The following is a 25,019-nucleotide window of genomic DNA, read 5'->3' as shown; positions in this document are numbered from 1 at the left end:
AATACCTATGAATGATACGGCAATTTTTGCTGGTGGTTGTTTTTGGTGCATGGTGAAGCCTTTTGATTCACAGCCAGGCATCCTCAAAGTGGTTTCGGGCTTTACTGGCGGCCATGTCCCTAACCCAACCTACCAACAAGTAACGACAGGTACCACCGGTCACACCGAAGCAGTTGAAATCACCTTTGATCCTGAAGTCATCTCTTATGAAGAATTAGTTGCCATCTATTGGCAGCAGACAGACCCCACGGATGCGTTTGGTCAGTTTGCCGACCGTGGTGATTCCTATCGTCCAGTGATTTTTTACAATAGTGAAGAACAAAAAGCGATTGCGGAAAAATCAAAGGCGCAGTTGCAAGCTAGCGGCCGCTTTGACCGTCCGATCGTAACGAAGATCGAACCAGCAGAACCTTTTTATCCTGCAGAAGATTATCATCAAGATTTTTACAAAAAAAATGCAGCCCATTACAATGCTTATAGCGAAGGCTCCGGTCGAGCCGGCTTTATTCGCCAAAACTGGGCTTAACATTTTGGGGAACGTTCCTTACAATTCATCACTAACAGCCGATCTGCCTCGTCAGCAGATCGGCTGTTTTCTGTTTTTTCCCAAAAAGGAAATTGACAGTCAGGGCATTTTCGCGCTACACTGATTAGAAAATTCTGACGATTATAAAGGAGTGTTTGTTTGATGTTAGCTAATGAAGTCCGTCCAGGTCCAAACCGTTATATTACGGGCGATGGGGTCTTAACTGATTTGCCGGAGTATTTACGAGAGTTCCAAGAGGTAGCAGTAATTACTGGGGAGCAGTCATTCGATGTGTTTTCGAACTATTACCCTCATTCATTTGACTACCCGATCTACCGCTACGATGGATCATCGAGTTATGAAAATGCGCAAACCTTAGCTGAAGCGATCCAGCAAGCAGATGCCGTGGTGGCAATCGGCGGCGGCAAGGTCGCTGATACAGCAAAAATCACCGCCCAAACCCTTGGCGCAGAGTTGATCGTGATCCCTACATTGGTTTCCAACTGTGCACCCTTTACCCCGGTGATCGTCGCCTATTACCCCGATCATACGATTTGTAAAATCGACTATGCCAAAAAAGGTGCCTACATGACGATCGTCGACACCCGTTTTTTACTAGCCACACCTGTTGATTACTTTATCGCAGGGATCGCTGATACCTTAGCCAAATATTATGAAATGGAAGCCATCGTCCGCAACATGGCAGAAGACGACAAGACTGCCTTAGTACGGCTAGGTTTCCAAAGCGCTCTTTTGATCAAAAACTTGCTGATTGCTGATGCGATCCAAGCTGTCAAAGACCTAGAAGCTGGGCAGCTGACACCCGCCTTTGCCCGCATCACCGACGCGATCATTGCTTTGGCAGGCGAAGTTGGCGGTTTTGCAGTAGAGTTTGGCCGCACGTCCGGTGCGCATGCGCTGCATGACGGCTTGTCTTATTTGAATGAGACCCATAGTGTCTTGCACGGCAATAAAGTCGCCTACTGCATTTGGGTCCAGCTTGCCTATACCAATGATTTTGATGTGATTGAAGAATTACGGCCGTTTTACGAAGCTTTGCACTTGCCGATGAAGCTGAAGGATCTCCACGTGACGCGCCTTGATCGGGATTACTTCGCCTCGGTTCTGACCTATGCTGTCAAGGAAGAAGAAACCTTTATTTTGATCGATCCTGCGATCACACCCGAAAAAGTCTATCAGGCGATCGAAGCAGTAGAGGCGCTGTAAACCGTACAAATTGCTAAACAACTTTATATCAATAAAAAACTGTTTCCCTAATGCATTTCGGAAACAGTTTTTTTATTTGATCAAACTGACACGCAGTAGCAATCCTGGCTGCGCATGTTCTTAGCGGGCAACAGCAACTGACGCATTGCCCATCACTGCACGGCTTCACCCAGCAACCCGTTTTCTAAGCAGTATTGATAAATACCTTCCTCGGCTACGTGACCAATCACTTCGTCAGCGATCGCTTTTAACTCATCCGAAGCATTGGCCATTGCTAGACCCCAACCAACTGCCTCCAGCATCTCAATGTCATTGTTGCCATCCCCAAAGGCAATGGCTTCGGATTTATCCAAGCCATAGTAAGCCAGCATTTTGGCAATGCCGCTTCCTTTCCCGCTGCTGGCTGGAATAATATCGACTGCCCGATCCCACCAGGCGGTGATTTTCGCCTCTGTAGTATTTGCCATCACTTTGGCGTAGTCTTCTTTCCCTGAACCTAACATCACTTGGAAAATGTCTTGCTGTTGGATCAACTCTTCAAAATCTTCTGCCACGATCACTTCTTGATGAGCAAAGGAAAAATACTCAACTAAATCAGCATCTTTGCCATTGGCAACGGTACGATCCTTCGTTGCGATTGCTACTGGACGCTTGAGCGCCGTCGCATTTTCTATGATTTGCTGAACATCTTTTTTAGGAATGGGGTTTTGGTGGATCCCCTCGGCTTGATTAAAACAATACGATCCGTTAAAGGTCAAAAACGCATCGAAGGTCACGCCTTCAAATTGCGGCAACGCGATGGGACTTCTGCCAGTCGCAATGCACAACAGGATCCCTTGCTTCTTCAAGGCTTTTAATGTGGCTAACATTCTTTTAGAGATTTGCTTTTTGCTCATGTCGATCAGTGTGCCATCAACATCAAAAAAAATAATTTTCACGTTCTTCATGATCTTCCCCATTTCCGTCTCGATTTTCAAAAAAATTGATGCGCTTTTCTCTCTATTGTTCCGTGCGGATCGTCGCTGTTATCTTTTATTTCTTTTATCTTCTCATAAATTGCCAGCGTTTTCTTCTGAAATCGTGAAAATTGATCGGAATACTTACCTATTTTTAAGAATCTTAAAGAACGCCTAGACCATCGGGAACAGCTGATCCAATGTGACTAATACTCCATCCTCATCATTTGAGGGACAGACGGCGGTGGCAACGGCTTTGACGTTTTCTGGCGCATTGTCCATCGCATAGCCTCTCTGGCAATAGGCTAACATTTCCAAATCATTGCCGCCATCGCCAAAAGCGACACATTGCTCAGGAGTGATCCCCCATCGCTCTACCAAGCGTGCCAATCCTGATGCTTTGTGGCAGTTAGGCACGATCAGATCCACGGAACCATGCCCACTGCCTGTTGGCACTAGCAAACCAGCTAGTTCTTTTTGAAATAGTTCCGAATAATAGGCCGTTTTTTCGACAGGAACGGTTGGGGCAAATTTCAGGATCGTGTCCTCTACTTGGGCAAAGTCATCGACCCATTGCAATTTGTGGTAATACTTATTTGTTAATTCAAAAAAAGCATCACTGACCGTTCCCCGTTCACAATAAGCACTATTGAGCCCACACATTACATTTTTAACTTCGGGGTATTTTTTACATAAATCTAAGGTTGCGAAAACCGTTTCTCGGGGAATGTCCGCTGCAAAAAGCACTGTTTCTTTGTCTTTGACAAGTGCTCCGTTTTCTGCAACAAAACTCAGCTCGTGATCATAGCCGGGAAATTGAGCCCGCAACTGGTAATACTGATTGCCGCTGGCAACGACAAACTGACAGCCGACTGCTTTCATGCGGGCCAACACGGCCTTGAAGCGGGGAACATCATACGTATAATCCGTGCGCATAAAGGTTCCATCCATATCGACAGCTACTAACTTGATATCATAAGGGTTGGCATTCATCTACTTCTCTCCATTCTGGCTTTCTTTATTAAAGAAAGCGTTTTTCTCACATTATTATTTTAACATGTATATACAACTTCCGCATCCTTTTTCTTGCTAAAAAATCGATTGAAGGGATAGTGCCTCTCAAAAAAGAGACTACTGCTTTACACCATTCAATCGTGCCTACCTTTTCAAAAATCCTTACAATGATTGAAGATCATTCAAAGGCAGACCATCGCTGCCAAACACAAGGATTGATTGGCGGCTCCTTTGCCCGAATGAAAAGAATCACTCCAGAAACGTTTCCTTGCGCAATTTCTGCCCCACATAAATTCTATCCTGCTTTCTTTCAAATCTACTTGGTTCTTTGGTATACTGGGGATAGTTTAATTAGTGAGGGGTTTTTGTTATGAACTTTACCCGCTTTGCTCGCTTGACGCAGCGCAGGAGCAAGACGTTTATTTCCCAGAATGTATCTTCAATCCAAGTGATTGTTTTTTATTATATCGTGATGACGGTGGTCTCTTTGGGGCTTTTTTCACTTCCCTTCTTTCGGGAACCGGGCTCTCATGTCGCGTTTATCGATCTGTTCTTTATGGCGGTCAGCACGGTCAGTGTCACAGGGTTGACTACCTTCCCGATCAATGACGTATTTAACGACCGCGGGGTCATTTTATTGGAAGTCCTCTTTCAAGTTGGTGGTTTAGGGATCATGATGATCTCGACCTTTTTTGCGATCGTTTCACGGCGCAAAATCAGTTTAAAGCAGCGCCAATTGATCATGACAGATATGAACCAGCCAAAGCTTAGCGGGATCGTTCGGATGATTCGAACGACGTTTACCATCATTTTAGTTTGTCAGTTGGTAGCAGGTACGATCTTCGCTGTTTATTTTCATCTTTACGGGTATTATGACAATTGGCGTGACGCGATCTTTTATGGATTTTATCAAGCGATCTCTGCTGTGACCAACTCAGGGTTTGATGTGACGGGCAATTCCATCTTGCCGTTTTCCCATGATTATTTCTTCCTGACGTGTATCATGATTTTGATTTTTATCGGGGGGATCGGATTTCCAGTGATCATGGACTTTCGGGAATGGGTCCTTTTTAAAATGAAAAAACAACGCCGCCGCTTGCCGTTTCGCTTTTCTTTATTCACAAAAATTGCTGTTTTGGCTTTCGTGATCCTCTTTGTCGGCGGTACATTAGCGATCTTTTTCCTTGAGAAAGATTATTTATTCAAAGATTACAGCTTTAGTGGTATGTGGATGAACAGCATGTTTTATTCCATGACAACGCGGAATGCTGGCCTGCAGATCCATGACTTAGGCAACTTCCAAACCACGACGTTGATCGTTTTCTCCTTGCTGATGTTTATTGGTTGTAGTCCCAGCTCTGTTGGTGGGGGGATTCGGACGACGACCATTGCCATCATTGGGCTGTACCTCTATGCCTTCTTGAAAAGTGAGGACAATATCAATATCTTCGGTCGCCGGATCGATCAAGATGACGTCCGTAAATCAGTGGTGGTCTTCATGCTTTCGATGGGCATGTGCTTCTTTTGTGTCTTATTCTTGACCGCCATCGAGGATATCCCTTTGATCGCCATCATTGTTGAAGTTTCCTCGGCCTTTGGAACCACAGGGCTTTCTTTAGGAATCACGGGCGATTTATCAACCATCGGCAAACTCGTGATTGCTCTTTTGATGTTTATCGGCCGTGTCGGTATGCTGTACACCTTGATGTTATTCGTACCAAAAGAAACACGTGACTTAGGCTACGAGTACCCAACGGAAAAAATCATTATCGGTTAAAGCAGCAGCAAACCTGGCAGAAGGTTTGCTGTTTTGCTTTTCAAGCCTTTGATCATCGCAAGTAAAAGAGCCATTTATCAGAATGGTCTTTGTAGAAATTTAAAGAATCGCAAAAGCAATTTAACCTTTTTCTTGGTATATGGTATGATAAATTGAATTTGCACAACGAAAGCATTCGCTCTAATGGAGGGTTACATTATGGGAATACGAAGTCATCTGGCTGTTTCAGTCGGTAAGACCTCTCAATGGGTATTAAAGAACTTTTTCAAAGGTGGCTCAAGCCTGCCTGGTAAATTAGCATTAAAAGTTGATCCACATATATTAGATCATTTGGCGAAAGATTACCAAGTCGTCGTGATCACAGGCACCAACGGCAAAACATTGACGACTGCCTTGACTGTCAATATTTTGCGCCAAGAATTTGATGAAGTATTAACGAACCCCACCGGCGCCAATATGGTCCAAGGGATCGTTTCAACCTTTCTATCGGCACGCCCTAAAAAAGGCAAAAAATTTGCGGTTTTAGAAATCGATGAAGCCAGTCTCAGCAAAGTAACGAAGTACATCAAACCGGAATTGTTCGTTTTCACCAATATTTTCCGCGATCAAATGGACCGTTATGGCGAGATCTATACGACCTATAAAATGATCGTTGAAGGTGCCGCAAACTCACCGGAAGCAACGATCCTCTGCAATGGGGATTCGCCACTGTTCAATTCGGTGGCAACTGTCAATCCGCGGAAATACTATGGATTTGATCATTTGCCAGATGAAGAGCAGATGGCCCATTACAATACGGATGGCGTGTTGTGTCCTGAGTGTCATCACATTTTGCATTATAAAATGATCACCTATGCCAATCTTGGGAAATACTACTGCCCAAATTGCGGCTTCCATCGACCAGAATTGGATTATAAACTGACGGAAATGACTGCAATGGACAACACCTCTGCTGATTTTGTGATCGATGGCAATGACTATCGCATCGAAGTTGGTGGGATGTACAATGTCTACAATGCGCTGGCGGCAACTGCGGTTGCGGAATATTATGGCGTAGCACCTGCAAAAATCAAATCTGGTTTGGCCTATGACGAAAAAGTCTTTGGCCGCCAAGAAGTGATCCGCATCGGGGACAAAGAATGTACGTTAGTTTTAGTTAAAAACCCTGTTGGTTTGAACCAAGTCATCGATATGATCAGCCTGTCGCCCTATCCTTTCTCACTAGTCAGCTTGTTGAATGCCAACTACGCAGATGGGATCGACGTCAGCTGGATTTGGGATGGCGACCATGAAGCGTTTGCCGATATGGGGATTCCTCAAGTGGTCGCTGGTGGTGATCGTCACAAAGATATGGCGTTGCGGTTAAAAGTTGCGGGGATCCCTGAAGAGAAAATCATTGAAACCCCTGAACTTGATGACGTCATCAAGCAAATTGCAGACTTACCAACAGAAAAAGTCTATATTTTAGCGACTTACACTGCAGTCCTGCAGCTACGCAAAAAGCTTGCGGAAAAAGGCTATATCAAAGGAGGAATGAGTCGTGACTAAGTATCAACTGAATGTTGCCCACTTGTATGGAAATCTTTTGAATACTTACGGCGATAACGGCAATCTCTTGATGTTGCGCTACGTGGCCGAAAAACTAGGCGTGACCTTCAACGCAGAAGTCGTCAGCATTCACGAGCCCTTCGATCCTGAAAAATATGATCTCGTCTTCTTCGGTGGCGGACAAGATTTTGAACAAGTGATCGTTTCACAAGATATCCAATCAAAAAAAGAAGCCCTGACCAGCTATATCGAAAATGATGGCGTGATGCTGGCAATTTGCGGCGGCTATCAATTGCTGGGTCATTACTACATCGGTGCCAACGGCGAGAAAATCAAGGGGATCGGTGCCTTGGATCATTACACCTTAAGCCAAGAAAACAACCGTTTCATCGGTGACATCGTGATCCACAATGAAGAATTCGATGAGACCTATTATGGCTTTGAAAACCATAATGGCCGTACTTTCTTAGGTAAAGGGGAAAAACCATTGGGGAAAGTCATCCAAGGACAAGGAAACAATGGCGAAGACCAAACCGAAGGCGTGGTTTACCGCAATGTGTTCGGCTCTTACTTCCACGGACCGCTTCTCGCAAGAAATGAGCATTTGGCAGAGCGCTTGATCCGCACCGCCCTTGCCAATCGTTATGGCAACGTCGAAATTTAAATACACGTACTTAGCAAACAAACCTGTTTTTCGCAGGTTTGTTTTTTTATGGGAAATTTCCCCGCAGTTGCTACCTTTTCTCTTTGTTTGCTTCTACGTTCCTATGCCGCCTCACTTTATTGTAACCGCTATCTTTCTTTTCTATACTGAGGTTGTAGTAAAAATTGAAAGGAGATGTTAAGAAATTATGATGGAAAAAGTTCAGCGGTTTGGCGGTGCGATGTTTACCCCGGTCCTCTTGTTTTCATTTTCGGGGATCATGGTCGCGCTGTGTATTATCTTTAAAAATCCGATGCTTGTGGGGAGCATCGCCACTGAAGGCTCTACTTGGTTCAACATTTGGACGATCATTGAAAACGGTGCATGGACGGTCTTCAACCAAATGGAATTACTATTTGTTATTGGATTACCGATCGGTCTCGCAAAAAAAGCCAATGCGCGAGCGGCAATGGAAGCCTTTGTCGTCTATATTACTTGTAATTATTTTATTTCTGGCATGATCGAGTACTTTGGTCACTTCTTCGGTGTCAACTTTGCAGCTGATCCCGGCGGTGAGAGTGGCTTGAAAATGATCGCCGGCATCAAAACATTAGATACTGGTATTATCGGAGCAATTTTTATTTCGGCGATCGTCGTCTATCTTCACAACAAGTTTTTCGATACGAAGCTGCCTGATTTTCTCGGAATCTTCCAAGGCTCTTCCTTTGTCGTGATCCTTGGATTCTTTTTGATGTTGCCAGTCGCTTTCTTGATTGCATTGATTTGGCCGAAAGTCCAAGCTGGCATTGGGTCCATGCAAGGGTTTCTAGCAAGTGCTGGGGTCTTTGGGGTCTGGCTCTATACTTTCTTAGAGCGAATATTGATCCCCACGGGTCTTCATCATTTCGTGTATACCCCCTTTGTTTTTGGTCCTGCTGTCGTCGAAGAAGGAATCTCCAAATACTGGATGGCACATTTACAAGAATTTGCCCAATCCACCAGACCATTGAAAGAGCTTTTCCCTGAAGGGGGCTTTGCTTTACATGGCAATTCTAAGATCTTTGCTGCACCGGGGATCGCTGCTGCTTTTTATTTCACAGCCAAGCCTGAGAATAAAAAGAAAGTCTTAGCGATTTTGATCCCTGCCACTTTAACTGCCGTTTTAGCTGGTATCACTGAGCCATTGGAATTCACCTTCCTCTTTATCTCACCACCCCTCTTTGCGGTGCACGCTGTTTTAGCAGCGACCATGGCGGCAACGATGTTTGCCTTCGGGGTCGTTGGAGATATGGGGGGCGGCTTGATCGATCTGTTAGCGAAGGTCTGGATTCCGCTATTTCAAAATCATCGCAGTATGATCTTCACGCAGTTGGTGATTGGGTTAGCCTTTACTGCGCTTTATTTCCTTGTTTTCCGCTTCTTGATCCTCAAATTTAAGTTAGCCACACCAGGACGGGAAGAAAACAATAGCGAAGTCAAACTATACACCAAAAAAGATTACAAAGAAAAACAAGCCAACACTGGAACTCCAGTGATTGCCGGTGCCAATCGCTACACCGAACAAGCCGCAGTCTACTTAGAAGGGTTTGGCGGTCGCGACAATATCGATAAAGTCACTAATTGTGCCACTCGCCTAAGAATCACCGTCAAAGATCAAGACCAAGTGCTGCCAGATGACATCTTTAAAGGCGCTGGTGCCCATGGTGTCGTTCGCAACGGCAACGCCTTCCAAGTGATCGTTGGCCTGGATGTGCCACAAGTGAGAGAACAATTCGAAAAATTATTAGCTGTATCAGACTAAGGAGGAAACAAAAATGAAAAAATTTTCAATCGTGATCGCCGGAGGCGGCAGTACCTTTACCCCAGGAATCGTCTTGATGCTTTTAGAACACTTGGATCGTTTCCCAATTCGCCAAATCAAGTTTTACGACAATTTGGAAGAACGACAAGAAAAAGTGGCACAAGCTTGCGAGATTTTATTGAAAGAACGCGCACCCGAAATCAGCTTTTTAGCAACTACTGATCCCGAAACCGCGTTTCAGGATGTCGATTTTGTAATGGCGCATATCCGAGTTGGCTTGTATGCGATGCGCGAAAAGGATGAAAAAATCCCTTTGAAATATGGTGTGGTCGGCCAAGAAACTTGTGGTCCTGGCGGGATCGCTTATGGGATGCGTTCTATCGGCGGTGTATTGGAGTTAGTCGATTATATGGAAAAATATTCCCCTGATGCGTGGATGTTGAATTATTCCAATCCTGCAGCGATCGTCGCAGAAGCGACTCGTAAATTGCGCCCTGATGCTAAGATCATTAATATTTGTGATATGCCAGTGGGAATCGAAGAACGGATGGCGCAAGCGATCGGTTTAGCTTCTCGCAAAGAATTGGTCGTTCGCTATTATGGCTTGAATCACTTTGGCTGGTGGACAGATATACGAGACAAAGCTGGCAATGACTTGCTGCCGCAGATCCAAGCGCATGTAGCAAAATACGGCTATTCATTGCCAGAAGAAATCGAAGCGAGCCAACATGCTGATGCCAGCTGGATGCACACCTTTGCCAAAGCAAAAGAAGTGTACGAGGTTGATCCATCCACTTTGCCAAATACCTACTTGAAGTATTACTTTTTCCCTCAAGATGAAGTGGCGCACACCAACCCATCTTTTACACGGGCAAATGAAGTCATGGCTGGTCGCGAAAAACACGTCTTTGGTGAATGCCAACGCATCGTAGAAAACCAGACAGCGACTGACACCACGCTTGAAGTGGATGAACACGCCAGCTACATTGTTGACCTTGCACGAGCGATTGCTTATAACACGCAAGAACGAATGCTGTTGATCGTGCCTAACGAAGGAGCGATCGTCAACTTTGATGAACAGGCAATGGTGGAAGTGCCTTGTATCGTCGGCAGTAACGGGGCAGAACCAATCACACAAGGCAAGATCCCTCGCTTCCAAAAAGGATTGATGGAACAACAAGTCGCCGTAGAAAAATTAGTCGTGGAAGCTTGGGCAGAGGGTTCTTACCAGAAGCTGTGGCAAGCACTGATTCTTTCAAAAGTGGTCCCAAATGCCCGTGTAGCCAACGAATTACTCGATGAATTGATCGAAGCAAATCAAGCCTTTTGGCCAGAATTACACTAGCCAGCGTTCTTCGCCTCCCCTCCTGGCTTTTCAGCTATACTTAATCAATAAGGAGGGGTTTTTGTGAAATTACAGTATTTGATTCAACAGCACCAAGCAGAGTTAAGTGAACTTGATCGTGGCATTCTGAACTATATTCTTTCCCACGGCGATACCGTTCTATCTATGGGGATCGTCGAGCTATCCGAGCAGGTTCACGTCTCAAAGTCATCTATTTTACGGTTGACGAAAAAACTTGGTTTTTCTGGCTATTCCGAGTTCAAATATTTTCTACGGCATCAGCAAGAACAGGCAACAACGATTTCGCAGCAAAAAACGATTTTTGAAAAACAACAAGAGGATATTTTCGCCACCCTCAACTATGTAAAAACGGTAGACTTAGCTGTCCTCAACCGCTTGTTTGACCGCAGCAAAACCATCTACTGCTACCCAACTGGGTTTTCCCAAAAGAAAGCACTGGAGGAGTTTTCCAAAATGATGCTTTCTATGGAAAAACGAGTGATCGTATTGCCGAACAAAACGGAATTTGATATGGTCATGCCGATGATCACTGCCGAAGATTGTGTGATCATCGCCTCACTCAGCGGCGAAACAGAAAACGTCAAAGAGAATCTGACGACTTTTGCGATTCGTCAGATTCCCGTTTTGACATTGAGTGCGCCAGGAGATAATTATTTTGCTCGCCATTCAACGTTTCACCTGACCTATTATTGCGATTTTTTTCAAATCGGTCGCAAGAAAATCCCTAGCCAGTCTTTGATCGGACTGAGCTGCTTGATTGATTATTTGATCCGTTCCTACGGACTATTCACTTTACAGGAGGGCAACCATGACTAAACGAAAATGGGCGTTTCCATTGATTTTACTGAGTTATTGGCTTTTGATCGCCGGTGCTTACTATCTTTATCTTTCCTTGACTGCCTTCAACCATGGGATGACCTTTGCCCAGTACCTCAACTCGCAACCGTTAGCCGCTTTAGGGGTCTTGTTAAGTAGTCTCCTTTTGCTGCAAGGGGCTTGCCTGTACTTTATTCAACGGTTTTCCATGAGTAAAAAAGGCCTTTTGGGACAGTATTTATTCCTGATCTTCTTCCAGCAGTTACTGACAGCGAATGTCATCGGCGCAGGACTCGTCTTTTTTACAAGAAGAAGTCTTTCGAGTCAGGAGGAAAACGCAACCTGGGGCGAAAAGAGTTTTACCTATGGGACATTAGCATTCATTCTTTTATTGAGTTTATTCTTTTTCCTCCTTGTTCGATCAGCGATTTAACTTCCCCAAAAAGAAAAGCAGTGCCGGTTGGCACTGCTTTTTGCTGTCGCTCATGTTAGTTTGGATCTGTTTTTGAAGCAAAAACCACTTTGATTCCAAAGTGATCGCTGACGATTGGAGTACGCGTTCCGTCAAAAACGACTTCATATTCCGTTGCTTGCAGGTCTTTTGATGCAAAAACATAATCGATCCGCAACGCTTCTCGATTGTCTTGCCAGCCATCAATGGCTTTAACGACAGAGGCTTCCCCAATCGTTTCGGTAGCCGTTAAAAAGCTGTCTTGCAGCTGTAAGGAGCTGTCAAGGACGAGTTGATGACCAGAACTGGCCGCATCGTTGTTGAAATCTCCTAGAATCAATAAGGTATCTGCCCGTTCTGCTAAAAATGCTTCTGTCTGTTGCCACTCGTAGGCAAATTTACCGTCTTGCCACCAAGAAAAGTGACAGCTAACGACTTGTACGATCTGCCCATCGGCTTCAGTCACGCCGCTCAGGTTTTTGCGCGTGGTATGATCCCAGACATCCGTGGCTTGTGAAGCAAGATATTCTTTGGCAATGATGGGCTGTTTGGACAATAAGGCATTGCCTTCGTGGTAAATGTCATATCCTACGTGACTGTATGTCCATGACCAATAGTAGTCACAGTCTAACAGTTGCAGTTCTTCCACTAGGCGTAAAGCAAAATTGTCCTCCTTGATTTCCACCAGCGTATCTGTCGGGCAATAAAGCCCATCAGGAACGATGGTTTGAGCAGCAATCGTTTGGTTGACTTCTTGCAAGGCGATGATGTCATAGTCGCCTGTTGCAATTTCTTGTGCGATCATTTTGCATTTTTCTAGCTGATTTTCTTCTAACCAGCTATGGGTGTTCAAAGTTAATACCTTCATGAATAAGGCTCCTTCTCTCGATTTGCTTGTACGATTCCTTTTAAAAATAAAAGAGAGCGGGTCAACAAAAGAGTCGACCCGCTTGTCATTTTATTATAGTTTTACGATTCCAACAACTGCGGCTGCTTGTTGCTTGCCGATTTGGGTCAATTCAAAGGAATCGATTTGATCGCTGTTGGTCAACACTACAACGATGGTGATGTCTTTGCCAGCAGCACTTACTGCAGCTAGATCCATCTCCGCTAACTTGTCACCGACCGCCACTTGTTGACCTTCAGTGACAGCTACCGTAAAGGGGGCACCGTTTAAGTCAACGGTATCTAACCCCATGTGAACCAATACTTCGATGCCTTCGTCAGAAAGCAAGCCGATCGCATGTTTCGTTGGGAAGATGTTGGTGACTTTCCCGCTGATTGGTGCGACAACTGTCGTCTGCTCTGGACGTATACCATAACCGTCACCCATCATTTTTTCCGCAAACACTTGGTCTTTGACAGAGGTGATCGGCATCACTTCTCCAGTGGCAACGGCAGCTAGTTCAGCTGTCACGCCTTGGCTTTGATGGGTAGTGCTTTCTACGGGTGCTTGACTAGCAGTCGGTTCGGGAATCGTGACACCAGAATCTAAGATATCTTGAATGTCTGATTTTAAGACATCTGCTTTCGGTCCATAGACTGCTTGCACGCCATTGTCTTTTACGATCAAGCCTAACGCCCCTGCGGCTTTCCACGCTTTTTCATCGCCGACCGCTTCTCGATTTTTCACAGAAACTCGTAAACGGGTCATACATGCATCAACGTCGGCGATATTTTCACGTCCCCCTAATAAATGAATGATTTTCACGACTTGCGAATCTGGGTTCAAGTTGCCATCCGCCGAAGCAGTTGCTGGCGCATCGCTGGCCCCTTCTGTTTCATAGTTGCCGTTTCTGCCTGGTGTTGCAAAGTTGAATTTTTTGATCAAGAAGTTTGCCAAGAAATACATCCCGACACCAAAGACGATGGTCACTAACACAAAGTTGATCAAATCCTGTCCTAAGCCGGCATTGATCGCCATTGGGGTACGGGTCAACAACTCGATATTCCCAAAAGAATGGACCCGTAAGTTGACGATATCCGCCATCGCAAATGCCGCCCCTTGTACGACTGCATAAACGATGTAAAGCGGTACGGCAGCAAACATAAACATGAACTCCAACGGTTCTGTTACCCCTGTCAAGAAGACAGCGATGGCAGCTGATAAATACATAGAGGTATATTTGTGCCGTTTGTCCGCATCGACATTGCGGTACATGGCATAAGACAAGCCCATCAAGATCCCAGATGAACCAATCATTTGTCCAACTTTAAAGCGGGCAGGAACAAAGTTTTCCAATAAAAATTGATATTGTGACGTATCGCCAGCATTGCGCATATTCACTAGATCCGTTGCCCAAGCAAGCCATAATGGGTCTTGTCCAAAGACTTGGGTGCCGGCTTGTGCCCCAGAAAGAATCGTGTAGGTTCCACCTAATTCGGTGTAATTGATCGGGATCGTCAACATATGATGCAGCCCGAATGGTAAGAGCAGCCGCTCCAAGGTTCCAAACAAGAACGGTGCTAAAACGGGCGCACTTTCTTGTGATTGCGCGATCCATAAACCGAAGTTGTTGATGCCGGCTTGAATGTAAGGCCAAACGATCGATAATACTAATGCGACGACTACTGAACGGGCAATCACCACGAAAGGGACGAAGCGTTTGCCGTTAAAGAAGGAAAGCGCATCCGGTAATTTGCGGAAATTATAGTATTTGTTGTAAGCTGTTGCCCCCACAAAACCGGCGATGATCCCGACAAAGACACCCATGTTCAAAGCAGGTGCTTCTAATACACTAGTAAAGAAACCGTCGATCATGATCTTTGTCCCAAACAACGTATGGGTAAAGGCGCCTTCTTCGGTTAACATCGCGCTCGTCACGCCAAAGATCGAACCAGTGATCCGGTTGATCAAAATAAAGGCGATCCCGGCAGCAAATGCCCCACCAGCTCGCTCTTTAGCCCAACTACCACCAATAGCTAATGCAAATAATAAATGCAGGTTACCAATAATTGCCCAACCAATGTTTTCAATGACGCCTCCTGTGGTGATCAAGAATGCCCAGTCGGCATTAATCATTGGGATCGTTTTCCCAATACTGATCATCAAACCAGCGGCTGGCATAACAGCGACAACCACCATTAGCGCTTTTCCGAATTTTTGCCAAAATTCGAAGCTCAATAATTTTTTCATCTTCCTTCTTCCTTCCCTGAATCGATTTACGCAATCGGTTTCTTAATAATTTCATTCTAACGGAGAAAAAAGATTTTGTAAACCCAGAAATATCAAAAGGGATTCTATTCGCTTTTCCACCTTTATATAACTGAATCTTTCTTTCTCGATGTTTCCTAATAGGAAATTCTTTAAACGCAACAACTTTCACTTGACGATGCAATCGTTTGCGCTTATGATAGAGATATCAAAAAGATTCTGGAGGGACTTTCATGAAAAAAATCCAACGATTGTTCGAGATCGATCCATGGAAAATCGCGACATCTACCTTAGATAAAGAAAATCGTCGACTGCAAGAGTCGCTAACAAGCATCGGGAATGGCTACATGGGAATGCGCGGCAACTTTGAAGAACAATACAGCGGCGATCATCACTTAGGTACCTATATCGCAGGTGTCTGGTACCCAGACAAAACCCGTGTTGGCTGGTGGAAAAACGGCTATCCTGACTATTTTGGCAAAGTGATCAATGCGGTCAACTTTATTGCAATGGACCTATTTGTCAATGACCAATTAGTCGACTTAGCAAAAATCAGCCCAAGTGATTTCCGTTTAGAACTAGACATGGAAACCGGGATTTTACGCCGCAACTTTACTGTCACTTTGGCAGGTGCAACGGTTAAATTCTCTTTTGAACGCTTCTTGAGCATCGTAAAACGTGAACTTGCCCTCATTAAGATGGATGCTGAGATCATTGAAGGCGACGCTGAGATTAAAGTCGTTTCTAAACTAGATAACAACGTCCATAACGAAGACAGCAACTACGACGAACGTTTCTGGGAAGAATTGGCTCATGGCCAAACCGAAACCTTCCATTACTTGACCACTCGGACTGTAGAAAATAATTTTGACATTGAACGCTTCACTGTCACTTCTGCTATGCGTCATAGCCAAACACCGACTGATTCCGTGAAAAGCGAACTTTGCGTCGCTGATACCTTTGCCTTTTCTGGGGCAGCCGGTGACACCTTCTCATTGATCAAAGAAGTCTTGATCATTACGAGTCGTGATGTTCCCGCTCATGATCATCCAGCAAAAGTCACCGAATTAGGCACTTTATACAAAGCAGATTATGATGCGTTGCGTGCAGAACAAGTCGCTGCTTGGAAAGCCCGCTGGGATTTAGCCGATGTGATCATTGAAGGCGATGCTGCGGCGCAACAAGGGATTCGTTTCAACCTGTTCCAATTGTTTTCAACCTATTATGGCGAAGACGAGCGCTTGAACATCGGACCGAAAGGCTTTACTGGTGAAAAATATGGCGGTGCGACTTACTGGGATACCGAAGCCTATGCAGTCCCATTGTATTTGGCATTAGCAAAACCAGAAGTGACCCGCAACTTGTTGAAATACCGTCACAACCAATTGCCGCAAGCCCATATCAATGCGCAAAAACAAGGCTTAGCAGGTGCCCTTTACCCAATGGTGACCTTCACTGGGATCGAATGCCACAATGAGTGGGAGATCACTTTCGAAGAAATTCACCGAAACGGTGCCATCGCTTATGCCATCTACAACTATACGAATTATACTGGCGATACAAGTTACCTGAAAAAAGAAGGATTAGAAGTGTTAAGCGCGATTTCACGTTTCTGGGCAGATCGTGTCCACTATTCAAAACGTCAGCAAAAATACATGATCCATGGCGTCACTGGACCAAACGAATACGAAAACAACATCAATAACAACTGGTACACCAATAAAATGGCTACTTGGGTCTTAGCTTATACCTTAGCCAGCTATGAAGCCTTCAAAGACGAAGCGGCTGTCACGATCTCTGACGAAGAGCAAGCCAAATGGCAAGACATCATCGACAATATGTACTTCCCAGAAGACCAAGAGCTTGGAGTCTTCGTCCAGCATGATACCTTCTTAGACAAAGACTTGATGCCCGTTTCCGATCTTGATCCAAAACATTTACCATTGAACCAAAATTGGTCGTGGGATCATATCTTGCGCTCTTGCTTTATCAAGCAAGCCGATGTTTTGCAAGGGATCTACTTCTTCGGTGATCAATTCAGCAAAGAAGAAAAACAACGGAACTTTGATTTCTATGAGCCGATGACAGTGCATGAATCTTCCCTTTCCCCAAGTATTCATGCGATTTTGGCAGCGGAATTAGGCATGGAAGAAAAAGCGTTGGAAATGTATGAGCGGACTGCTCGTCTTGATTTGGACAATTACAACAATGATACCGATGATGGCTTGCACATCACTTCTATGACCGGCAGCTGGTTAGCGATCGTTCAAGGCTTTGCTCAAATGAAAACCGATCACGACCACTTAGGGTTTGCGCCATTCTTACCTAAAACGTGGAGCCGCTATGCCTTCCACATCAACTATCGTGGACGTCTGCTCTTTGTTTCCGTCAATGAGTCAACGGTGACTTTGAAAAAAATCAGCGGTGAGGCATTGCCAATCAAGGTTTATGGCAAAGACTATGTTTTAGAAGACGAAATCAGTACAGCGATCAACTAAACAAGCCTTCTGAAAGAAGAAATGTCTGCATTTCTTCTTTCTTTTGATTGGCTCTACCCTTGTGCCGACACTTTGTGATACTATAAGCTAAAAAAGGAGGGAAATCAGTGAGCATTACGGTCAAAGATGTCGCCAAAAAGGCTGGCGTCGCTACATCCACGGTTTCTCGTGTCGTAAACGATCATCCCAGCATTTCTGAAGATACCAAGAAGAAAGTGCGCAAAGTAATGGCAGAAATGGGCTATGTCCCCAATCTTGCAGCTCGAAATCTCGGCAAACAGATATCCAGTGCCATCGGCGTGATCTTGCCGCCTCTTGATTCGAAAGAACGACTAGGAAACCCCTTTTATTTAGAAACGATCGAAGCCATCAATGAAGAGGCCCGCCATCATCAAATGACGGTTGCCGTTGCCTCCGCCCGTGACTTTGCTACATTACTAAAAAACGTGGAACGGATGCACCTGCAAAAACAAGTAGATGGCTTTATCTTGGTCTATTCCGATGAAAAAGACCCCATCATCGATTATCTGGTCGAAAAAGAAGTCCCCTTTACCTTGATTGGTCAGCCATACAGCAATGAAGACAAAATCGTTTTTGTCGATAATGACAACCAGTTGTTAGGCAAGCAAGCAACCGAGCATCTGATCGCCCAAGGGCATACGAAGATTTTATTTGCTACTAATACGACCCATGAAAATCTGTATTTCGAACGTTTTTTCGGCTACCAAAAAGCCATGATGCTGGCAAATCTCCCCTTTTATCCAGCATTGACCTTTGAAAAAGCGGAAGATTACGTCACGTTCGAAGAAACGATCAAAGAATCCCAAGCAACGGCCATCGTCGTGATCGATGATCTGTTCGCTGTGCGGATCATTCAATTAGCGACGATGTATGGCTACAAAGTCCCCGACGATTTATCCATCATCAGTTTCAACAATTCGATCTTTGCTACTTTGACACATCCGTATTTGACTAGTATCGATATCAACGTGTTGTCCTTAGGAAAAATCGCTACCGAACGGCTGATGGCGCAATTGAATCATGAAGATTCAAACGGCGTACAGCTGGTCGTACCACATAAGCTGATCAAACGAGAAACAGTCTTGAACCGCAACCAGTTGAACTGATCCGCTGTGTCTGGTCCACTTCCCCCACACGCAAAAGCACCCGCTGTCCCTAGGGATAGCGGGTGCTTTTCATATTTTTATTTATACTCTTTGCTTTCCAGGCGGAACAATGGACTCATTGGTGTATTTTCGTGAATGCGGCGAACGGCTTCCCCCATCAATTCAGCACAAGAAATGTAGTGCAGTTTTTCTGGATGGCGTTCTTCGCTGGTCCAACAAGAATCGGTGACACAAATCCTTTCAATCGCTGATTGATCCAAAATTTCTTTAGCTGGCGGCGAAAGTAAGGCGTGAGACACACAAGCATACACTTCGCTGGCACCAGCTTCCTTCAACAAGTCTGCCGCTTTTGCCAATGTATGGCCGGTATTTAAAATGTCATCAACTAAAATACATTTTTTCCCAACGACATCACCAATCACATAGCCGCCATCGGCTTCATCTTGATCGACGATCGCGATCGCTGTATCTAAGTATTCTGCCAAACTACGGGTCCGTTGGACACCGCTGTTTTTTGGTGAAACAACGACATAGTCGTCACCAGTCATTTTTTGTTCGCGATAATAATGGGCAAACAATGGGATCGTAAAGAGATTATCCACTGGGATGTCGAAAAATCCTTGAACTTGGACGGCATGCAGATCAAGCGTCAAGATCCGAGAAGCCCCTGCTTCCACCAGCATATTGGCAATCAATTTTGCAGTAATCGGCTCATGCGGGTTGGCGGTTCGGTCTTGCCGCGCATATGCGTAATAAGGCAAAACGACATTGATGGTCTTCGCACTAGCCCGTTTCATCGCATCGATCATGATCAGCAACTCTAAATAATGATCATTGACGGGTTCATTCGTCGATTGAATGATATAAATATGGTCGCCCCGCACACTTTCTTCAATATTGATGGCAATCTCTCCATCACTAAACTGTGTCACTTTTGACTTCCCTAGTTCTGTACCGAAAACTTTCGCAATGTTTTCTGCTAATGGTAAATTTCCATTTAAACTAAAAATTTTCAACGAACTATCTTTATAACTTTCGCCCATGATTGCCTCCAATGAATGTGGTTGTTTTCTTCTATTCTAGCACAAAGTGACTGTTTTTTTAACCGTCTCGTTCAAGGAAGTGTGACGGTACCGTTTACCCAACTGGCGGGAATTACTTTTTTGTAGTTGCCCCAGTTGTCATGAACTTTAAAATAGCGTTCTCCGCTGGCGGTTTCGGCGTAGGCGTAAGCCACGACCCAATGATTGCCATATGTGCTGCCTAAAGGCTTCAAAATACCGATGATCACCGGTTTGCCTTCGTCGATTCGTTTGCACGCTCGATGCCAACCGCCAACAACGGTCGCACGTCCGCGGTAAGGCAATTGGAATTGATCGAAAAACCGAGTCAAACCATGACTGACTTGCCAAGCGATCGTCGGCAACCCATGAGGCTGAATCAGCACACGCAGCATTTCCGTCACTACTGTCAGATCCCGCTGTTTTTTTCGACGAAACGCTTTCGGGATGATCGTTTCATCGATGTAATCTTGATAGTAGGCCAAAAAGACGGCTGCCGCATAGGTGCCGCATAAATACCCTGAAGGAGTGACCCACTGCTTATACGGACGAAACCGCTCTTCGGCGATCCCTTTCCACTCTACTTGTTCCATCTCGTTCACCTGCCTTTTTTCTTATTATACCTTAGATTCTCCTCCTACTTGGATCAAAACCCTTTTTCGTCTAGAAAACTTTTCTTTGCGTCCTTACAGATTTTGTTTCATAATAGTAGAAAGCGAGAGGAGCGAAAGACATGACAACCTTGTTAAAAGATGATTTTTATGACTATGTAAATGGCGAGTGGCTGGAGACCGCTGTTATTCCAGCAGATAAACCCGCTACGGGTGGATTCCAAGATCTCGTTGACGGAATCGATTCCTTAATGATCGCAGAATTTGAAAATATGGCACACGATCCCCATGCTACGCCAAAAGGCCGCATGAAGGATGCTGTGGCTTTTTACCGCTTAGCCAGCGATTTTGCCCAACGAGAGGCAGCTGGCGCTACTGAAGCAAATGCACTATTAGCAAAAATCGAAGCGTTGCGTTCTTATGAGGAATTGAATCAGCAACTGGCAAGTTTCGTTTTAGATGGCATTGCCTTGCCTTTCCAACTGGATGTCGATGCAGACATGAAAAATGCGCAAATGAATACTTTGTCGGTCTATCCGCCTGCTACTATTTTGCCGGATAAAACCTATTACACAGAAAATCCCCAAGCAGGCGAAATGCTGCAAGTCTACTTTGAGATGGCCGTCAACGTTTTAGTTGCTTACGGAAAAGACCAAGCAGAAGCGGAATCGTTGGTAGAGCAAGCGATCGCATTTGATAAATTGATCGCCCCTCACGTCCGCAGTGCGGAAGAAAGTGCGGATTATAGTAAAAACTACAATCCTCGCTCCTTGGAGGAATTTGCAAAGCAAGCTAGCAAGATCGATTTTACACAACTCTTGACAGCCCTTTTACCAGGTACACCAGAAGAGCTGATCGTAACGGAACCCGCTTACTTTGAAGCCTTTGACATTATTGTTTCTGATAGCCATTTTGAACTCTTGAAAGGCTGGATGATCGTCAACCAAAGCTTGCGCTATACTAGCTATCTGAGTGAAGAATTGCGTCAGTTAGGCGGAACCTACAGTCGCTACTTATCAGGGATCGATGAAGCGGCTCCCCAACAAAAAGCGGCTTATTACTTAACGATGGGTCATTTTAGTCAAGTGATCGGTGATTATTATGGACGCAAGTACTTTGGGGAAATGGCGAAAAAAGACGTCAAACACATGGTGGAAACAATGATTGCTGTCTACCAAGATCGTTTGCGCAACAACACGTGGTTAAGTGAAGAAACCCGCCAAAAAGCGATCATCAAATTGAATCGTTTAGGCATCCATGTCGGGTACCCTGATCAAGTTCCTGCTATTTATGATCAATTGCATACCGATGAAGAGAAAAGTCTGCTGGCAAATGCCCTGCATTTCAATCGTTTGTTCCGAGAAGATGGCTTCAAAAAATGGCAGCAGCCCGTGGATCGCGAGGAATGGGAAATGTCCGCCGCTACCGTGAATGCCTACTATCACCCATTTAAGAACGTGATCGTTTTCCCAGCCGCAATCTTACAAGCGCCCTTTTATAGTTTGGAACAATCCACCAGCGCAAATTATGGGGGGATCGGCGCGGTCATTGCTCATGAGATCTCCCACGCCTTTGACAACAACGGGGCAAAATTTGATGAATATGGTAATTTAAACAATTGGTGGACAGAAGAAGATCTGGCCCACTTTGAACGCTTAGCTCAAGCGATGATCGACGAGTTTGATGGCCTGCCCTTTGCCGGCGGTACCGTCAACGGAACATTGACTGTTTCTGAAAACATCGCCGATGCAGGCGGACTAAGCTGTGCGCTAGAAGCAGCGCAAAAAGAAAGCGATGTTTCTTTAACAGACTTCTTCACCAATTGGGCGAAGATTTGGCGTACAAAAGCCAAAGAACAATACCAACAGCTCTTACTGGCGATCGATGTCCACGGACCAGCTAAACTACGGGCCAATATCCAAGTCCAAAATATCGATGAATTTTATACAACCTTTGATATCAAACCTGGTGACCCTATGTATCGTGCACCAGAAGATCGTGTGCAGATCTGGTAAACAAAAGCGCAAGCAGATTTTTCTGCTTGCGCTTTTTCTTCGCCAATTGTTTATTTCTGTAAAGCTTTTTTCATCATACTAATCACAGAATCGAATTGAGAATGCTCATTGACGACTTGATCGGCTTTTTGTCGATTGGGGCGGTCTTTTAGAAAGTCGAAGATTTGGTTTTCATTCTGGATTCCTAGTTTAGCCATAAACTCATCCAAGTTCTGAAAATCTGTATACTTTTGTAAGAAGTCATTGTTCAACAACGCCTTCACATCAAGATTCCCTTTTTGATACGCTTGATAAAGGCTAGTCAGTTCACTGAAACTGAAATTTGCTTTTAATTGATCCATCCATCCCATTTATGCTTCCTCCTTCGCAGAAATGATTTTCGCACCAAGGGTATTTTCAAAATGGCGTAGTGCCCATTCATGTCCGACCGCGTCAAAGCTGGCAACGGTATCTGCATCGATCACCAGTTGGTAGCCTAAATTATAGGCATCCACTGCTGTATGCAAGACACAGATGTCGGTACAAACGCCGGTCAGGTACAATTCCGTGATCCCTCTTTCCCGGAGTCGGATGTCCAAGTCGGTACCACTAAACGCTGAGTAATGGCGCTTGTCGATCCAATAGACATTTGGCGCTTCCTGATAGGTTTCATAAAGCGGGGCTAAACGACCATAAAGATGTCGCCCCGCACTGCCCGCAAGATTGTGGGGTGGGAACAAGCGGTTTTCAGGATGATAGTTGTCTGTTTCCTCATGACGATCAATGGCAAAAACGACATACTCACCGGCTTCGATAAAGGCTTGCGTCCGAGCCACTAAGGCAGCTTCAATCGCTTGCCCAGCAGCACCCGTCGTCAATCGTCCCTCATCTGCAACAAAATCAAACGTATAATCAATGGATAGTAATGCTCTCATGCTTCCTTCCTCCTCTTACGGATCGGCTCTCCTGTTTTTTAAGTTACTTTAATGTTTCAACGAATGCCAAGACCATTTCAGCGGAACGCTTGCCAGCTTCTAAGATAAACTCATCAAAAGAGACGGTTGCTGCGTGGTCGGCGGTGTCGCTGATCGCGCGCACGATTAAGAAAGGAATATTGAATTGCTGCGCAGTCTGTGCGATCGCGGCTCCTTCCATCTCACAAGCCAAGGCATCTGGAAAATGTCCTAAAATCTCCTGTACTTTTTGCGGGTCATGAATAAAGCTGTCACCAGTAACGATCAGTCCCTTTTTCACGGTATGATGGGTCGCTTCTGCGGCTTTCGTCATCTCACTGATCAAATAGCGGCTGGCTTCATAATACAAAGGCATCCCACCAGGCAACTGGCCATATTCATAACCAAAGCCAGTCACATCGACATCAAAATAGGCCACTTTATCTGAGATCACTAAATCCCCTACTTGTAAACCGGCACCGATCCCACCAGCTGATCCAGTATTGATCACCATATTGACCCCGTATTGTTGGATCAGTAAACTAGTGGTGATCGATGCCAGAACTTTACCAATACCTGAACGAACGACGATCACTTCATGATTGCCGATACTTCCTGAAATAAATAGTGCGCCGCCGCGTTCCCAAGAAAGCGGTGAAATCAACTGTTCCCGCAACGTCTTGATTTCTTCCTCCATTGCACCAATAATACCAATTTTCATGTGTTTGCCTCCTGCTTCTCGTTTATTTTTCATCCTTTAAAATGAAAAACAACAGAAATTCCCACGTATCTACTGACGTGTTTTTTCTCCTTTCATGATAAACTAGTTTTGACGAAACGAACAGTTTTTTGTCATTATCAAAGGAGGCACTTATGTCTGAAATTTTCAACGCCATGGCAGCAAAATACGATACCCCTGAACGGATCGCGTTAGCACAATTAGTCACCCAAACCCTTGAACCTTATTTTAAAGACAACCAGCACCAAACTCTGATCGATATCGGCGGCGGTACCGGCCTAGTAAGTCTGCCCTTAGCAGCTTATGTCCAGCACTTAGCCATCTGGGATACTGCCCCTGGCATGATCGAGGTTTCTGAAAAAAAAATCAACCAACTGCAGCTGGCCAATGCTTCTGCAACTGTCCACGATCTGCTGCAAGAATCCTTACAAGCAAAAGCAGACGCTGTGCTGCTATCCCTCGTCTTGCTGCATATTCCTGACACAGCCGCTATGATGGAAAAACTATACGCCTTGCTGCAGCCAGGAGGAACCCTTTACCTAGTGGATTTCCTCAAAAATCCCGCCGTGTCTCACCCGCTGGTTCATAATGGGTTTGACCCTGCTGCATTGACTCAACTGACAGAGGCGATTGGGTTTACCGACCCTTCCTTTACCGTTTTTCATGAAGCGGATCATTTGTTCATGAATCAGCCAGCGGCCATGTTTTTAGCTATTTTGAAAAAGCCGACCGAATAACAAAAAAGCCGCACTTGCAG

The 25,019-nt window shown here is 45.0% G+C and carries 22 protein-coding genes; 13 read left to right on the top strand and 9 right to left on the bottom strand.

What is annotated here, in order from left to right; translation table 11 throughout:
- Positions 1-7: 7 nt before the first annotated feature.
- Together msrA and IGI89_RS07005 are read left to right on the top strand one after the other, a co-directional pair.
- A complete protein-coding gene (msrA, locus tag IGI89_RS07010) occupies positions 8-526 on the top strand; it encodes a peptide-methionine (S)-S-oxide reductase MsrA (protein WP_008379347.1) in 519 nt (172 codons plus the stop codon).
- Positions 527-688: 162 nt separating this feature from the next.
- Entirely contained in the window at positions 689-1,753 is a 1,065-nt protein-coding gene (locus tag IGI89_RS07005; RefSeq protein WP_005233563.1) for an iron-containing alcohol dehydrogenase family protein, read from the top strand.
- Positions 1,754-1,905: 152 nt separating this feature from the next.
- Here the strand turns inward: IGI89_RS07005 and IGI89_RS07000 are convergent, their stop codons facing one another.
- Positions 1,906-2,700: an HAD family hydrolase gene (locus IGI89_RS07000; RefSeq protein WP_369076018.1), complete on the bottom strand. Its 795-nt coding sequence runs from the start codon at positions 2,698-2,700 to the stop codon at positions 1,906-1,908.
- 183 nt (positions 2,701-2,883) lie between these two features.
- Positions 2,884-3,702, bottom strand: coding sequence for a Cof-type HAD-IIB family hydrolase (locus IGI89_RS06995; RefSeq protein WP_438735471.1), 819 nt, complete (start codon positions 3,700-3,702; stop codon positions 2,884-2,886).
- Positions 3,703-4,093: 391 nt separating this feature from the next.
- Between IGI89_RS06995 and IGI89_RS06990 the strand changes: the two genes are divergently transcribed.
- The 7 genes from IGI89_RS06990 to IGI89_RS06960 all read left to right on the top strand — a co-directional run bounded on the left by IGI89_RS06990 (position 4,094) and on the right by IGI89_RS06960 (position 12,107).
- Positions 4,094-5,500, top strand: coding sequence for a TrkH family potassium uptake protein (locus tag IGI89_RS06990; RefSeq protein ID WP_008379338.1), 1,407 nt, complete (start codon positions 4,094-4,096; stop codon positions 5,498-5,500).
- A 198-nt stretch (positions 5,501-5,698) separates the two neighbouring features.
- Positions 5,699-7,048, top strand: coding sequence for a MurT ligase domain-containing protein (locus tag IGI89_RS06985; RefSeq protein WP_438735470.1), 1,350 nt, complete (start codon positions 5,699-5,701; stop codon positions 7,046-7,048).
- Positions 7,041-7,712, top strand: a complete 672-nt coding sequence (locus IGI89_RS06980; protein ID WP_005233555.1) for a type 1 glutamine amidotransferase — start codon at positions 7,041-7,043, stop codon at positions 7,710-7,712. The genes IGI89_RS06985 and IGI89_RS06980 overlap by 8 nt, the downstream gene beginning before the upstream one ends.
- Before the next feature lie 187 nt (positions 7,713-7,899).
- Positions 7,900-9,492 (top strand): alpha-glucoside-specific PTS transporter subunit IIBC, encoded by a 1,593-nt coding sequence (locus IGI89_RS06975; protein ID WP_005233553.1) that lies wholly within the window; start codon positions 7,900-7,902, stop codon positions 9,490-9,492.
- A gap of 13 nt (positions 9,493-9,505) precedes the next feature.
- The gene (locus IGI89_RS06970) at positions 9,506-10,837 is read left to right on the top strand and encodes a 6-phospho-alpha-glucosidase (protein WP_438735469.1); all 1,332 of its coding nucleotides are present in this window, start codon (positions 9,506-9,508) and stop codon (positions 10,835-10,837) included.
- 63 nt (positions 10,838-10,900) lie between these two features.
- Positions 10,901-11,674, top strand: coding sequence for a MurR/RpiR family transcriptional regulator (locus IGI89_RS06965; RefSeq protein ID WP_008379329.1), 774 nt, complete (start codon positions 10,901-10,903; stop codon positions 11,672-11,674).
- Positions 11,667-12,107, top strand: a complete 441-nt coding sequence (locus IGI89_RS06960; RefSeq protein ID WP_008379328.1) for a hypothetical protein — start codon at positions 11,667-11,669, stop codon at positions 12,105-12,107. Before IGI89_RS06965 ends, IGI89_RS06960 begins: the two co-directional genes overlap by 8 nt.
- A gap of 55 nt (positions 12,108-12,162) precedes the next feature.
- Here IGI89_RS06960 and IGI89_RS06955 read toward each other — a convergent pair whose 3' ends face one another.
- Positions 12,163-12,993, bottom strand: coding sequence for an endonuclease/exonuclease/phosphatase family protein (locus tag IGI89_RS06955; RefSeq protein ID WP_060791568.1), 831 nt, complete (start codon positions 12,991-12,993; stop codon positions 12,163-12,165).
- Between the two features lie 93 nt (positions 12,994-13,086).
- Entirely contained in the window at positions 13,087-15,261 is a 2,175-nt protein-coding gene (locus IGI89_RS06950) for a PTS transporter subunit IIBC (protein WP_087664566.1), read from the bottom strand.
- Positions 15,262-15,512: 251 nt separating this feature from the next.
- Here IGI89_RS06950 and IGI89_RS06945 point away from each other — a divergent pair, with 251 nt between their 5' ends.
- Both IGI89_RS06945 and IGI89_RS06940 read left to right on the top strand, forming a co-directional pair.
- Complete coding sequence (locus tag IGI89_RS06945) at positions 15,513-17,777, top strand: glycoside hydrolase family 65 protein (RefSeq protein WP_438735468.1); 2,265 nt, start codon at positions 15,513-15,515, stop codon at positions 17,775-17,777.
- A 107-nt stretch (positions 17,778-17,884) separates the two neighbouring features.
- Positions 17,885-18,904: a LacI family DNA-binding transcriptional regulator gene (locus IGI89_RS06940; RefSeq protein WP_005227844.1), complete on the top strand. Its 1,020-nt coding sequence runs from the start codon at positions 17,885-17,887 to the stop codon at positions 18,902-18,904.
- 77 nt (positions 18,905-18,981) lie between these two features.
- On the opposite strand, the gene IGI89_RS06935 is transcribed toward IGI89_RS06940, so the two are convergent.
- Both IGI89_RS06935 and IGI89_RS06930 read right to left on the bottom strand, forming a co-directional pair.
- On the bottom strand, positions 18,982-19,947 hold the full coding sequence (locus IGI89_RS06935) for a ribose-phosphate diphosphokinase (RefSeq protein ID WP_005233536.1): 966 nt from the start codon (positions 19,945-19,947) through the stop codon (positions 18,982-18,984).
- 71 nt (positions 19,948-20,018) lie between these two features.
- The gene (locus IGI89_RS06930) at positions 20,019-20,558 is read right to left on the bottom strand and encodes a C39 family peptidase (protein ID WP_005233534.1); all 540 of its coding nucleotides are present in this window, start codon (positions 20,556-20,558) and stop codon (positions 20,019-20,021) included.
- 140 nt (positions 20,559-20,698) lie between these two features.
- Between IGI89_RS06930 and IGI89_RS06925 the strand changes: the two genes are divergently transcribed.
- Positions 20,699-22,591: a M13 family metallopeptidase gene (locus tag IGI89_RS06925; protein ID WP_016612961.1), complete on the top strand. Its 1,893-nt coding sequence runs from the start codon at positions 20,699-20,701 to the stop codon at positions 22,589-22,591.
- A 50-nt stretch (positions 22,592-22,641) separates the two neighbouring features.
- Here the strand turns inward: IGI89_RS06925 and IGI89_RS06920 are convergent, their stop codons facing one another.
- The 3 genes from IGI89_RS06920 to IGI89_RS06910 are packed head-to-tail and all read right to left on the bottom strand — an operon-like array spanning position 22,642 to position 24,244.
- Entirely contained in the window at positions 22,642-22,941 is a 300-nt protein-coding gene (locus tag IGI89_RS06920; RefSeq protein WP_008379310.1) for a hypothetical protein, read from the bottom strand.
- Positions 22,942-23,505, bottom strand: a complete 564-nt coding sequence (locus tag IGI89_RS06915) for a cysteine hydrolase family protein (RefSeq protein ID WP_008379309.1) — start codon at positions 23,503-23,505, stop codon at positions 22,942-22,944.
- 43 nt (positions 23,506-23,548) lie between these two features.
- Positions 23,549-24,244 (bottom strand): 5'-methylthioadenosine/adenosylhomocysteine nucleosidase, encoded by a 696-nt coding sequence (locus tag IGI89_RS06910; protein ID WP_042890679.1) that lies wholly within the window; start codon positions 24,242-24,244, stop codon positions 23,549-23,551.
- Between the two features lie 152 nt (positions 24,245-24,396).
- Here IGI89_RS06910 and IGI89_RS06905 point away from each other — a divergent pair, with 152 nt between their 5' ends.
- Positions 24,397-24,999, top strand: a complete 603-nt coding sequence (locus tag IGI89_RS06905) for a class I SAM-dependent methyltransferase (RefSeq protein ID WP_430619161.1) — start codon at positions 24,397-24,399, stop codon at positions 24,997-24,999.
- Positions 25,000-25,019 lie beyond the last annotated feature (20 nt).

The organism is Enterococcus sp. AZ141, assembly GCF_051714385.1.
GTDB classification, from domain to species: domain Bacteria; phylum Bacillota; class Bacilli; order Lactobacillales; family Enterococcaceae; genus Enterococcus_D; species Enterococcus_D entomosocium.
This window is presented reverse-complemented; position numbering and strand designations above follow the sequence as displayed.